Raw genomic sequence first — 13,170 nt, forward strand, 5'->3', positions numbered from 1 at the left:
CTCCTAAATCAGTTCTTCAAAAAATTGGCGCCACATCTCGTTGACATGGTCGGGATTATATTTCTCCCTGACATCAAGCGCTGATCCTCCAAGCTTTCTCGCAAAGCCGGGATCATCAATCAGCCTCTCAAGGGCATGGGCAATACTTGTAGCCATAGTAACATCTGAATCCATCGGTATAAGAATTCCGTTCTCATCATTGGTTATAAGGTCATTTGGACCACCACAGGGGCAATCCGTGGAAATGCAGGCAAGTCCCAGTGACATAGCCTCAATAAGGGCATTTGGCATCCCCTCTGTTCTGGAGGTCAATACAAAAATCTCGGCATCACTTATCCTATCCGCTATCTTATCGACACTCCCCATGAAAGTAACCTTACCATCGGCACCTTGTCCTGTTTCATCAAGCATATCCAGACTTCCGCAGAGCTTCACCAGCGCCTTTTTTGTAGGTCCCTCTCCATAAATCATAAGTCTGTATTCCGGATGCTTTTTTATCACACCTGAAAAGGCATTTATAAGAATCTTCTGATTCTTGTTCTCATCAAGTCTTCCAACAGAAACTATTACCTTTTTTCTCTCTCCAAAGGGCACAACCTCATGATCTATAAATTCTTCGTTTACCGCATTTGGCAAAACCCGGCATTTTTCTCTTATTGCATCGTTAAAAAAGTCCATCGCACCGTTTGTCTGGACCACAACACCTGCTGCCTTTCTAAACAGAATCTTCATCGATGTCTTAAGACCAAAGGTCGGATATTCCTCAGAGGGGGTTGCCCTTACGGAAACCACAACAGGTATATCAAGCCCTGATGCTGACTGAATTGCCATCACATTGTTTTTTCCAAGGAATGAAAGAATAAGGTCTGGCTTTATCCTCTCCCATATTCCTGTGAGCTTATCTATTCTTCTTCCGAAATTCTGGAATCTGTTACCCTTTTCATATGGCATTAGTGCTGAAAAAACACGGTTTATTCCTACTGCTTTTCCGGCTTTTAAGTTTACAAAGCGCTCCTGCTCATCGGGATTAAGCACCTTAGTAACATCCTTGCCCTCAGGCCCTTTAACCACCTTCCAGGTAGCGTCCGGCAGCTGATACTCATCATCCGACAGATAGGTCGTAACAAGCGTGACTTTATATCCTATGCTGAAAAAATACTCAGCAAGGTTACACATAACACGCTCAGCTCCGCCTTTATTAAGGGAGCCTATGTACATTGCTATATGTTTTTTCTTAAGACTCGCTTTGTCAGTCATAAAAACCTCATACGTTTACTTCATGTATTTCTCATACCATTGCTGGAAATTGAAGAAACTCCAGGACAGTTTTGAGAAATTCGCTCCTGTTGCGGGACCTCCATCACCCTTTTCAAGATAGTTCCTTATAAAGTGTGAGGTATACTCCGCATTGAAAACTTCCTGTCTCTTAAGGAAGTTCACATCACTGTAGTCAATCAGTTTGTCACGAAGAGGCCCCCTAAGCCATGCGTCCATGGGAACACCGAAGCCCTTCTTCGGTCTGTCAAGCAGCTCTCTTGGTATGTAATCATATGCAATATCCTTAAGGATATGCTTCTTATCGCCGTTCATAAATTTGTATTTATGCGGTATGGAGAAGCTGTACTCCATAACCTCTGTATCCATGATAGGACATCTGCACTCAAGCGAATACTTCATGGATGCCCTGTCCATTTTAACAAGAATATCCCCCGGAAGATAAGTGTCCATATCAAGAAGCATTCGCCTTATCTGCCAGTCAGAAACTCCGTAAGAGGATTCAATCGGATATTTGCATGGGTAAAGTCCGCTTTTGCCAAAATCGCCATTCAAATAACGGTCTATTGAAATTCTCTCATCCATCTCCTCTTTGCCTGTGATAAACGCATGAGCAGACAAAATATAGCTGGGTGATGAAAACTGGGTTTTCGTCTCAGGATTCCTGTTATCAGCAACCACCTGAACTCTGAAGGGCATCTTCTTAAGAAGTTTTTCACTTCCAAAGTGAAACTGTCCCACTCCGTTTACTATAGCCCCGGGGATATCAAGTTTTTGTGCCTGAGCTACATTCTCATAAATATTATATCCGCAGAAAAACTCATCTCCGCCGTCTCCCGACAGAGCAACCGTAACCTTCTGCCTTGCAAGCTTGCAGACAAGCATTGTGGGTATCTCTGACTCATCCGCAAAAGGCTCATCATAATAAGCAGGAATGCTCTCAACAAGATCAAGCATTTCCGATTCATCAATATAAAGCTCTGTGTGATCGGTTCCCAGATGGTCTGCTACTTTCCTTGCAAACTCCGCCTCATTATACTCCGGAACGTTAAATCCGATGCTGAAGGTCTTTACCGGTTCCTTGCTGTTTTCCTGTGCAAGAGCGGTTATAAGTGATGAATCATAGCCTCCGGATAAAAATGCACCAAGAGGCACATCCGCTATCATCCTGTCTGCAACGGATTTCTGAAGACGCTTTTTAAGACCGGACTTTGCTTCCTCGTAAGACTCCACCTGATTTGCGGCATTTTTCTTATAAGCGGTCTTTATGTCCCAGTACTTATACTTTGTGGTATTTCCGTTGTTGAAAATAATCATTTGCCCCGGTTCAACCTGATATACATTCTCAAAAATACTCTCCGGAGCATTTATATACTGCTGATAAAGATATCTCGGAATGATAGCCTTTCTGATTTCGGGCTTAAAGCCGGGACACTTCATTATTGGTTTAAGTTCAGATCCAAACACCAGATTGACGTTATCGAGCCAGTAATAAAGCGGCTTTTTTCCTATTCTGTCACGAACAAGATAAACATCCTGTGTTTCTCTGTCATAAAGGGCTATTGCAAACATACCGTGAATGTGGTCTGCAAATTTGGCGCCCCACTTAAGATATCCCGCAAGAATAACCTCTGTATCACAGGTAGATTTAAAGGGATAACCTTTCAGTTCTTCTTTAAGTTCAAGAAAGTTATATATCTCTCCGTTAAAAACGACAGAAATCCTGCCATCTTCCGTAGACATGGGCTGATGCCCAAGGGGCGAAAGATCCAGGATTGAAAGTCGTCTCTGTGCAAATCCTATCACGTATCCGTCTTTACCGGGATAAAGCTCAACACCATTATCATCAGGCCCCCTGTGAATCATGGTGTCATTCATGGCTGTAAGCTCATCCTCAGTTATTCTGTTTCTGGATATATATCCGCAAATTCCGCACATAGGCTGCTCCTTTTCCGGTTAGTATTGTATTAAGCGTCATTTTGAAGGAGAAAGGCTTCTTGATAATGTATGATGTTATGGACAAAATTTAGTTTTACCATTGCCATCATCGAATCGGAATGACCTCCTCAAGGAATTCCTTCCACTGCTCATACACAGTCTCGGAGTTTGCTATATCATACACCTTGGCTGCTTCAATGCCAAAGCGTTTTGCCATTTCCTTATCTTCAATCAGACGGCAGATTCTGTCCGCAAGAGCATCTGCATCTCCCACCGGCACAAGAAATCCGTTTTCGCCGTCCCTGATAACAGTTCTTGGTCCTCCGGGAGGACAATCAGTAGAAACAACAGGCATTCCCATAGCCATTGCTTCAAGCAGAGAGTTGGGAAATCCCTCGTAATCAGAGCTGTAGGCATATACCTCACCCTTTGGTATTTCCGCATCTATATGACTGCAGGGGCCCATCAAAAAGATGAATTCCTCCGCATTATTATCCGCTATCTTCTTTTCAAGCTTCTCCTTAGTTCCGTCCTCTGAGCCGCCACCGTAGATTCTAAGCACATAATCAGGATGTCTCTCATGAACCTTTAAAAAGGCATCACACAGCATCAGCTGGTTTTTAAAATCCACAAGCCTCGCATGATGGACCACTGCCTTATCCGGAGTCAAAGGATGAGCTACTCCGTGGTATTTTGCATTTATGGGGTTAAGTATTACCCTTGAATTATCCTGCAAATAAGGCTTAAAGAAAGCTTTTTGCTCATCTGTCTGGAAAACACAGCCTGCTGCCCTTGGGAAGAGCCACTTTATCTGTATCTTGTCGGAAAATGCGTCATAATTTCCCACAGGATTTATGCGAACGGATATCACCGTAGGTGTGTTTGTCTTTTTGCTTGCCATAAGAGCTCTGTAATTGGCTCTGTGGGCAAAGGCCACGAGAACATCGGGTCTGAACTCGTCAAGGAATTCTTCGAGGTACTTTACCCTTAACAGGAACTTCTGAACTCGTCCCTTTTTCTCATCGCCCTCTCTAAGCCCCACATGTATTCTTCTTATTCTGGCATCGAGTGTGAATTCATTTTCATCAAACCACTCTGTTGCTATATATACTTTATACCCCGACCTGGCAAACTGATTTGCAAGGTTACTTACAACTCTCTCAGCTCCGCCCTGTCCAAGGCTGTTCAAATGAAATGCAATTTTCTTCATAGTTATATCATTTTATCGCACAACCGGGTTGTTATCAAACCTTATCAAGAATTCTGTGCAGGTCCTCCGCATATTTCTTGGGGTCATAGGACAAAGCTCTCTCATAGGCCTTTGTGCCATAGCTCTTCATTTTTTCTTCATCAGAGATCATCCTTAAAATTCCCTCCGCAAGAAGCTTATCACCTTCAGTGATATTTGAGGCATTAAGATCCGTGCGTGCATCCATATCGGGAACAATGATTCCAAACTCTCCCTCTATTATCTTACCGGTGGATGAGCCGTCAGGTCTCTTTGCAATCAGCTCCTTATATTCCTTCTCATTTAGAAGAATTTCCCTGGGCCCCGTCTTGCAGTCTGCTGCCACACAGGGTTTCCCCAGAGCCATAGCCTCAAGGATCGCATTCGGAAATCCTTCATGGTTTGAGCTTAAAACATACAGGTCTGCCGAATCAACAAACGGGAAAGGATTCTTCTGTAGTCCGGGGAAAAATACCTTTTTCCCGACTCCAAGGTCATCAGCAAGCTTTTTAAGCCCGCTAAAATCACCCGTCCCGACAATCATAAGTCTGGCCTTAGGATACTGCCTTGCAACTATTGAAAAGGCTTTTATCAGATGCCAGAATCCCTTTATATAATCCTGTCTGCCAACCGAAATCATGGTAAACGCGTCGTCACTTAAATTATCAGCAACCTTTCCGCCACCAAAGATATCCTCTGCAGCCAAAAAGTTTTTCTTTTCCTTTGCTTTTTCACGAATCATGGCAACATCAAGAGGATTGTAAATATAACTGCTCTTTTCATAATTGTAATCGCGAAGAAGCTCTCTCATGATTTCCTTCGAGCAGGAGAGCACCTGATCCGCTTTCTTACAAAAAAGTCTGACCTCTTTCTTATTCTCCATATCCGTTGAGCATCTAAGTCCCGTCAGAACCTTTGCCCTGTTGCCATATTGCGACAGAACATTTACATAGTTTGCGCTTGAGCCAAAGCTGTAGGAAATGTCTATGTTATGGCTTTTCTTATAACTACTGACCTTCCTTACTCTTCTAAGAACATTTATCACCTTACCTGCTTTTCCGAATTTCCTGGTTGCAGGCACATTGATATTCACAACATCAAGTCCTGTGACATCGTAGTTAATATCCTTATCTGAAAAGATCAGGATTGTTACCCTATAATATTTTTGCATTAACCTTGCCGTAGCAACACAGACTCTCTCGAACCCGCCCTGATGCAGCATAGGTACCATTAGTAAAAGACGCTTCATTCAAATTTCCCTGTAAGATAAAACTGTTGCATAATCTGTGCCTGAGTACGCACATCAAAACCTGCATCCTTTATCATCTCATTGATGCGCTCAGAGGAAGCCTCTCTGTCACCGATAGGAAGAAGCTCCTCATCCTCTGCAGTGCTCTCTTCATAATCACGGAGCATCAGATCATTGAGGATTTTTCTCGCCCATACCGCAGGAAATTCCTCTATACTCATCCTGCTGACAAGAGGTGTGATATCAACCTCCGGCGTTATACTGTCTGAAATAAGGCACTGAAGTCCCGCAGACTGCGCTTCAACCACAGTTCCCGGAAGCCCTTCATACCTTGACGGAAACAGGAAATAATCCATAGCCTGATAATACTCATTTGCATTGGATTTATTGCCGCAAAAGATAACGTGCTTCTCAATATGAAGATCAACCGCAAGCTGCTTCATCGTATCCATAAGAGATCCCTCTCCCAGCATAAGAAGACGTATTCTCATCCCGTGAAGCATATTGAAGGAATTTGAGTCATCATGATTCAGAATTCTTAAAAACTCCGCAAAAACCTTAAGCAGATATTCATGATTTTTAGCATAATGAAATCTTCCCACATGCCCTATGACAATTGCGTTTGATAATCCAAGCTCCTGCCTTATTCTGTTTCTGATCTCCGGATTGTATGTAAATCTTCTAAGATCTATGGCATTGGGAATTATTCTGACCTGTCCTTCATCTGTCATCGTATCTCCGAAAACAGATCTTGCAGCATTCTCAGTACATGCAAACCTAAGATCGCAGGTCTCTGTCTTTGCCAAAGGACTTCTGATTATTCTGGTCACAACACCCTTAATTCCGGGATCAACTCCGGCGCTCCTTGCGTGAGCAATAGTCGTTCCTATTCCGCAGGTCTTGGCTATAGGAAGATAAATTGAAGCGGTACTTGTCATATGTCCCTGCACCATCTTCCACTCGCCTCTGTGCTGCATAAAAAACATGCGGATGGCATTTCTGTAATCCCTGGCATTTGTTCCGTGAAATCTCGGTATAGCATAAATATTTCCGCCAAGTTTTTTTACGGTAGCATCAAAATAATCCGGTTCCCTGACCGCCATAAGTTCATCGGATGTAGGGCATTTTTTACCTGTAGCCTCCGGATTTGCATGCACCAAAAAATCGAACTGCACACGTTCTCTGTCAATATGTCTGTACAGATCCATGATGCGGCTCTCAGCTCCTCCAAGTCCAAGTGTTCCAAAAACATGCAATATTCTAATCGGTTTAGCCATTGTTACCACCTTTTATGCACGGCGATATATTTAAAGCGTGCCATCAGATATTCTTTGATTCCCTGAAGCTCTGATGCTTCCACAGGCTCCTTCATAAGCCAGTCATCCCAGCTCACTACCTTGCCCGATTCGAATACCTTCTCGTAATACGCAAAATCATCCCCATTTAATGTGTTCGTATGAATAACGAAAGTCGTATAACCCTCACTCTCATCCTTCAGCACCTGATCTTTTCTGAAGGATATAGGATAAAAAGTAAGATCAAACCTTCTGTAAGCCTGTTTGCCAAAGCCGTCCGTCACTCTCCTGAAGCCGTTCTCCGCAAGGGCCTTCAAGGTATTTTTGTCATAGCTGTGACTTGGTGCCATAAAAAAGTCTGTTGCTATGCCGTGACTTCCAAGTATCTCTTTACCCTCAGCTATCATTCTGCTCTGTTTTCCCGGATCGATCCCCGCAAATTCAGACTGCTTGTTGAGCGGAAGAAGGCCTCCCTTCTTCGTCGTGTAAACATGATGAAGACCATGCATGGCAATTATCCAGCCTTCTGTCTGAAGATTTCTCACAAGATGCCAGAAGGGATAATCCTTCTCTTTTATCTTATCATCCACATCGAAAACTTTGTTCCTTTGTGTGATATTGTCCTTTTCTTCATCCTCGTGTGCTTCCAGCTTTGGATCTCTGTTTTCCGGAACAACACCAATAAGAGGCCTTATATGATATTCATCCAAAAGCCTCTTGAATCGTCTGAACTTCCCCATATCCATTCCCGGAGAAATGTCATCTAATCTGATTACTATCTTCATACAACAACGCCGCCACTTTTACGGTGACGGCATCCCCCTGGTTTTATAGCTATAATTTATCTTTAAATGCTCAGCATTTCGATAAGAAATACCACTTTTATTACAATCTCCAATAGCTGAACTCTGAACTGTCGAAACTGTTCTTATCGTAAATTCCCTTAACGTCAAGGAATACTCTCTTCTTATGTTCAGGATTATACCACTTTTTAATCTCATCTGTTGTAATTCCAAGGAACTCCTCATGTGCAACCGCCATGATAACAGCATCCATATTCTTTACAGCATCCATACTGTCAAAGGTAATGCCATAAAGTCTCTTAGCTTCAGCGCTGTCAGCCTCGGGATCCACTACCACAGGATCGATTCCGTATTCCTTAAGTTCATTGTATATATCAATAACTTTAGTATTACGTGTATCCGGGCAGTTCTCCTTGAAGGTGAATCCAAGGATTGCAACCTTCGCGTTCTTTACGTTAAGGTCCTGTGCAATAAGGTTCTTCACACATGACTCTGCGATATATTTACCCATATCATCGTTTATACGGCGGCCTGAAAGGATGATCTGGCTGTGATAACCAAGCTCCTCAGCCTTATATGTAAGATAATAGGGATCAACTCCTATGCAGTGTCCTCCTACAAGACCTGGTCTGAAATTCAGGAAATTCCACTTTGTTCCTGCTGCTTCAAGCACGCTCTTGGTGTCAATTCCCATCTTGTGGAAGATCATTGAAAGTTCGTTCATGAAGGCAATGTTGATATCTCTCTGGCTGTTCTCGATAACCTTTGCAGCCTCTGCGACCTTAATGCTGTCAGCTTCATGAACACCTGCAAGAGCAACAAGCTTATATACGTTTGCAACTTCCTCAAGTGTCTCCTTGTCCATACCGGATACGATCTTTACGATCGTCTCAAGCCTGTGTACCTTATCACCGGGGTTGATACGCTCAGGTGAATATCCAACCTTGAAATCAACGCCGCACTTAAGTCCTGATTCAGCCTCAAGAATCGGAACACAGATATCCTCTGTAACTCCCGGGTAAACAGTAGACTCATATACAACTATTGAACCCTTTGTAAGATATTTTCCCAGAGTTCTGCTGGCACTCTCAACAGGAGTAAGATCCGGTGTGTGGTCATTGTTAACCGGAGTGGGAACTGCCACGATATGGAATCTGCACTCCTTAAGCTTCTCAGGATCAGCCGTGAATTCAACCGCTGTCTCCTTAATAGCGTCATCTCCCACTTCTCTTGTAGGATCGATTCCGTTTTTATAAAGCGCAACCTTCTCAGCATTGAAGTCATATCCTACAACTTTAATCTTCTTTGCAAAGGCAACCGCAATCGGCATACCTACATATCCAAGTCCTACTAATGAAAGTTTTTCTTCTCCTGCAAGGAGCTTTTTATACAAACTCATTTATCCAACCTCTTTATTTTATTATTTAGCAGTATTTAGTATTCTATATAAATGTCTTCCACAACCTATTATACTATGTATGTCAACTTAAGGACTTTTCGTAATAAACACTTATTACTTATAATACTTATCACTTTAAGAACTTATTTTCTTAAGTTCTTTCTTGTACGCATCAATAACTATCTGCCTGTCAAAATATTTCTCTATATAATCACGTGCACATCTTCCCATATGACGACGCTCATCTTCAGTTAGCGAGAGCATCTTCTTAATTGAAGAAACCAGTGAATCCGCGCTCTTAGCATCAAATGTAAAGCCGCTCTTTCCCGGATCAAGAGCCTCTATGCAGCCGTGGATATTCGAACACAAAAGAGGTCTTCCGCAGGCAGCTGCTTCCAGAAGAACGTTTGACATTCCCTCATGATATGAAGGATGCACGATCACATGACTCTTTGCCATAACCGGCTCAACAGTATCCAAATGTCCGTGATAGGATAGCCTTCCTTTTTCCTCAAGAGCCTTTATCTGTGGCTCATAAACTGCTCTCTCGTCCTCCTCGAACTCTCCCACAAGATCAAAGTGCACGTTCTCATACTCCCCGGAAATCCTGTCTGCAGCTTCAAGGTACTCGGCGATTCCCTTATCCTTCATGACCCTTATTACCGCAAGAAAATGAATTCCCTCAGCCTCATCCGGATATTCATGAAAAGGATGGTCATTTAAATTTACACCCGACCCCGGCAAAAGGCCGCTGTTTTTCCTCGCAACGCCTCTGTCCTGCATGAACTTTCTGTTTCTCTCGTTCTGGAAAAAGACCTTATTTGCGCGGGATGTAGCGGTTTTGTATAAACCTATCAGAACCTTGCTCATCATTCCGCCGTTTTCAATAGCTACTCCAAGTCCTGTAATATTACAAATGTAGGGTGTTCTTGTAAGCTTGCAGGCAAGTCCCCCGTATATATTGGGCTTTATAGTATATGTAAGAACAACCTGCGGCTTTTCTCTTCTTATCATTTTTCTGTAACCCTTAAAAAGTCCATAGTCCTGCACCGGGTTACTTCCGTGCCTCGAAAGAGGTGTTTCTATAATTCTAGTACAATATTCTCTTAGCTTTACACAGTTCTCATCCGGAGGAACAGAGATCAAAACCTCATGTCCCGCATCCAGAAATGACTTTAAAAGCTCTTTTCTGAAAAGCCAAAGACCATTGGCATAATTTGACAGTATCAGTATTTTCATTGTATTTCCTTCATCCTGCCTTCAAGGTCTTCAAGCTTTTCGATAACAACGCTGTCATACATAAGCATGCAGACATTCTCTTCGTACTGTCCGATGATAGATTCATTAGCCTTCTTCTCAACAACATTTCTGTATATTAATGAAGGGAAATCGACTCCCGCACCATAAGCATGCAGATATGCTCCGCCAAAACGCGGATTTATCTCTGAAAGATAATACTGCCCGTCCTTATAGAAAAGGTCCATATCGAGAGGTCCATTGAATTTAAAGACCTTCATCGCATTTTTCACAAATTCAAACAGTGCATCGTCCTTGAAGGAAATAGTCTTGTTCGCACCACCTATAGTTGTTGAAATCTTCTTTTTGGAAAAAATCGCAACAGGCTCATGTGTAAAGGTGTCTACGTAAACATCGGCATCCATGTCCTTGCCATCCATAAACTGCTGTATTATGAGCTCGGGACTTCTTGCCGTCAGCTCTTCAAGGAGTTCCAGACTCTCTACTTTTCTTGCTCCGACACTTCCGCTTCCTGTTCTCGGCTTAACAAACACAGGAAAATCAATCTTTCCCATATCATAGCTCTTCTTGAAATCAGAAAATGTACAAAAGGTAAGAACTGTTGGAATCCCTTTTTCGGTTAAATACTTGAACATCTCATATTTATCAAAGCAAAGATCGGCAGTTTCCTTGTAGGGTGCAAGAACCTCAACTCCCAGCGCTGCAAATTCAGCCCTGTAATCTGCGAGGATTGAAATCTCGGGATCGATAAGAGTTGTGATCGCATCTATCTTTTCATTTTTACATATCTCAAGGATTGTCGGTATATATCTGACATCCGAAATAAGAGGCACTCTGTAAACCACATCCGCAAAAGCAGGTGCAGGTGCATACGGACTGTTATCCGTAACTACAATCTTTATTTTATCTCCCAGTGTCTGTCTGAAATCTTTTAATAATTCACAGCGTCTTCCAACGCTGGTAAAGAGTATATTCATGGCTATTTCTCCTCTTTTTATTATTTTTCAGGAGTGCCTTTGAAGGCCTCCATGGTAGCATCAGTTTTGCTGTTAACATCATCGTGCTTAAAAACAACCGCTACCGTCTTAAATACTATCTTGAGGTCAAAAAGGAATGACAAATGATCAACATAGTATACGTCTTTCTCAAATCTATCCTCCCAGCTAAGAAGGTTTCGTCCGTTCACCTGCGCCCATCCCGTAAGTCCCGGTCTTACTTCATGTCTTCTCTTCTGCTCTGCATTATAAAGAGGAAGATACTTAACAAGAAGTGGTCTTGGTCCCACAAAGCTCATATCACCCTTAAGGATGTTTATAAACTCCGGAAGCTCATCAAGACTTGTGGCACGAAGCTTTTTACCAAACTCAGGCAGTCTGTCCTCATCCGGAAGAAGATTTCCGTTTTCATCCTTTTTATCAGTCATTGTCCTGAATTTATAAAGGTTGAAAACCTTCTCATCCTTGCCGGGTCTTGGCTGTCTGAATATAACCGGGCTTCCGAGCTTAAACCTTACAAGTATCGCCAGTATAAGGTACAACCAGCTAAAACACACAAGTACGATCAGTGACAGTACAATGTCTATCAGTCTTTTAATGCACAGGGCATATATTCCCTGTTTTTTCTTTTTATTTCTCATTTTTCTTTAATCCCAATTGTTGTTTTTTGACTCATTATCAGTCAGGAACTGTGGCACATTTACATACAGATTTAAGATTATCCCGGTAGCTTAATACACGATTTAAAATATGCTAAATCCACCGTATTATTTAGTAATTTCTTAATTGCCAAGCTTCATTCCAATAATGTATTATAACCTATAGAAGTTTTATTTCAAATAATCGTTTTGCAGGGAGTCTTTTAATCATATGAAGCTAGATTTTAAACGTGGCAGCATCAGACTTGTGGTAGTTCTATTTGCTGCTTTTTTGATGGCACTTAATATCCAGACCTTCGTAAACGCAGGTGGATTATATCCCGGGGGAGCTCAGGGAATTACTATCATTATCCAGCGTATTGCGCTCAAATATTTCAACACTCAAATCCCCTACACTCCCATCAACATTGCGCTCAATATTATTCCTATTTACATCGGTTTTCGTTATATTGGTAAAAAATTTACGCTATATTCTATGATCATGGTTCTTACCAATGGTTTTTTTGTTGACCTTATTCCAACCCATGTAATAACCCATGATCCTCTTCTTATATCCGTTTTCGGAGGAATTTTAGCAGGTGTTTCCCTTTCCATCTGTCTTGAGGTTGATGCCACAAGCGGTGGCACTGATTTCATTTCAATCTTCCTTTCACAGAGAAAAGGTATAGATGCCTTTCCCATAATCCTTGCGGGAAACTGCGTAATCCTCACGGTTGCGGGCTTCCTCTTTGGTTGGGACAAAGCTCTTTACTCTATTATTTTCCAGTATGTATCCACACAGGTTCTCCACATAATGTACAGGACCTATCAGCAGCAGACTCTTTTCATTATCACCGATAAGCCTGCGGAAGTGTGCGATATTATTTTCAAAGTAAGTAATCACGGTGCGACACTTATGCATGGTGAAGGCTCTTTTGAACACAACAACAAAATGGTCGTTTATTCGGTTGTAAGCGCTTCAGATACCAGAAAACTAATTCCCGCAATAAAAGAAGTTGATGAAAATGCTTTCATCAACTCCATTCGTACAGACCGCGTTCAGGGTAACTTCTACTTCAAACCCAGAGACTGA

11 protein-coding genes are annotated in these 13,170 nt (G+C 42.3%); 1 reads left to right on the forward strand and 10 read right to left on the reverse strand.

Features of this window, described 5'->3' with window-relative positions; all coding sequences use genetic code 11:
- Nucleotides 1-3 precede the first annotated feature (3 nt).
- The 10 genes from BV60_RS21230 to BV60_RS0114715 form a co-directional block, all read right to left on the reverse strand.
- Nucleotides 4-1,257, reverse strand: a complete 1,254-nt coding sequence (locus BV60_RS21230) for a glycosyltransferase (protein ID WP_035777280.1) — start codon at nucleotides 1,255-1,257, stop codon at nucleotides 4-6.
- A gap of 15 nt (nucleotides 1,258-1,272) precedes the next feature.
- Complete coding sequence (gene asnB, locus BV60_RS0114670) at nucleotides 1,273-3,213, reverse strand: asparagine synthase (glutamine-hydrolyzing) (RefSeq protein WP_029322923.1); 1,941 nt, start codon at nucleotides 3,211-3,213, stop codon at nucleotides 1,273-1,275.
- 106 nt (nucleotides 3,214-3,319) lie between these two features.
- Nucleotides 3,320-4,423 (reverse strand): glycosyltransferase, encoded by a 1,104-nt coding sequence (locus BV60_RS0114680; protein ID WP_029322924.1) that lies wholly within the window; start codon nucleotides 4,421-4,423, stop codon nucleotides 3,320-3,322.
- Between the two features lie 34 nt (nucleotides 4,424-4,457).
- On the reverse strand, nucleotides 4,458-5,690 hold the full coding sequence (locus BV60_RS0114685; protein ID WP_029322925.1) for a glycosyltransferase: 1,233 nt from the start codon (nucleotides 5,688-5,690) through the stop codon (nucleotides 4,458-4,460).
- Entirely contained in the window at nucleotides 5,687-6,967 is a 1,281-nt protein-coding gene (locus BV60_RS0114690; RefSeq protein ID WP_029322927.1) for a glycosyltransferase, read from the reverse strand. Before BV60_RS0114690 ends, BV60_RS0114685 begins: the two co-directional genes overlap by 4 nt.
- Before the next feature lie 2 nt (nucleotides 6,968-6,969).
- Nucleotides 6,970-7,770, reverse strand: a complete 801-nt coding sequence (locus tag BV60_RS0114695; protein ID WP_029322929.1) for a DUF2334 domain-containing protein — start codon at nucleotides 7,768-7,770, stop codon at nucleotides 6,970-6,972.
- 100 nt (nucleotides 7,771-7,870) lie between these two features.
- On the reverse strand, nucleotides 7,871-9,187 hold the full coding sequence (locus tag BV60_RS0114700) for a nucleotide sugar dehydrogenase (protein WP_029322931.1): 1,317 nt from the start codon (nucleotides 9,185-9,187) through the stop codon (nucleotides 7,871-7,873).
- A 135-nt stretch (nucleotides 9,188-9,322) separates the two neighbouring features.
- Nucleotides 9,323-10,426: a glycosyltransferase family 4 protein gene (locus BV60_RS0114705; protein ID WP_029322933.1), complete on the reverse strand. Its 1,104-nt coding sequence runs from the start codon at nucleotides 10,424-10,426 to the stop codon at nucleotides 9,323-9,325.
- Nucleotides 10,423-11,421, reverse strand: coding sequence for an ATP-grasp domain-containing protein (locus BV60_RS0114710; protein ID WP_029322935.1), 999 nt, complete (start codon nucleotides 11,419-11,421; stop codon nucleotides 10,423-10,425). Before BV60_RS0114710 ends, BV60_RS0114705 begins: the two co-directional genes overlap by 4 nt.
- 20 nt (nucleotides 11,422-11,441) lie before the next feature.
- Entirely contained in the window at nucleotides 11,442-12,080 is a 639-nt protein-coding gene (locus tag BV60_RS0114715) for a sugar transferase (RefSeq protein ID WP_304412896.1), read from the reverse strand.
- A 229-nt stretch (nucleotides 12,081-12,309) separates the two neighbouring features.
- Between BV60_RS0114715 and BV60_RS0114720 the strand changes: the two genes are divergently transcribed.
- The gene (locus tag BV60_RS0114720; protein ID WP_029322938.1) at nucleotides 12,310-13,170 is read left to right on the forward strand and encodes a YitT family protein; all 861 of its coding nucleotides are present in this window, start codon (nucleotides 12,310-12,312) and stop codon (nucleotides 13,168-13,170) included.

Origin of the sequence: Butyrivibrio sp. AE3004 (genome assembly GCF_000703165.1) — a bacterium.
In the GTDB taxonomy this organism is placed as follows: domain Bacteria; phylum Bacillota; class Clostridia; order Lachnospirales; family Lachnospiraceae; genus Butyrivibrio.

What these genes read in the sequence shown, in the direction of transcription:
- BV60_RS21230 (WP_035777280.1), bottom strand. Translation starts at nt 1,257, where the DNA reads ATGACTGACAAAGCGAGTCTTAAGAAAAAACATATAGCAATGTACATA.
- asnB (WP_029322923.1), bottom strand. Translation starts at nt 3,213, where the DNA reads ATGTGCGGAATTTGCGGATATATATCCAGAAACAGAATAACTGAGGAT.
- BV60_RS0114680 (WP_029322924.1), bottom strand. Translation starts at nt 4,423, where the DNA reads ATGAAGAAAATTGCATTTCATTTGAACAGCCTTGGACAGGGCGGAGCT.
- BV60_RS0114685 (WP_029322925.1), bottom strand. Translation starts at nt 5,690, where the DNA reads ATGAAGCGTCTTTTACTAATGGTACCTATGCTGCATCAGGGCGGGTTC.
- BV60_RS0114690 (WP_029322927.1), bottom strand. Translation starts at nt 6,967, where the DNA reads ATGGCTAAACCGATTAGAATATTGCATGTTTTTGGAACACTTGGACTT.
- BV60_RS0114695 (WP_029322929.1), bottom strand. Translation starts at nt 7,770, where the DNA reads ATGAAGATAGTAATCAGATTAGATGACATTTCTCCGGGAATGGATATG.
- BV60_RS0114700 (WP_029322931.1), bottom strand. Translation starts at nt 9,187, where the DNA reads ATGAGTTTGTATAAAAAGCTCCTTGCAGGAGAAGAAAAACTTTCATTA.
- BV60_RS0114705 (WP_029322933.1), bottom strand. Translation starts at nt 10,426, where the DNA reads ATGAAAATACTGATACTGTCAAATTATGCCAATGGTCTTTGGCTTTTC.
- BV60_RS0114710 (WP_029322935.1), bottom strand. Translation starts at nt 11,421, where the DNA reads ATGAATATACTCTTTACCAGCGTTGGAAGACGCTGTGAATTATTAAAA.
- BV60_RS0114715 (WP_304412896.1), bottom strand. Translation starts at nt 12,080, where the DNA reads ATGAGAAATAAAAAGAAAAAACAGGGAATATATGCCCTGTGCATTAAA.
- BV60_RS0114720 (WP_029322938.1), top strand. Translation starts at nt 12,310, where the DNA reads ATGAAGCTAGATTTTAAACGTGGCAGCATCAGACTTGTGGTAGTTCTA.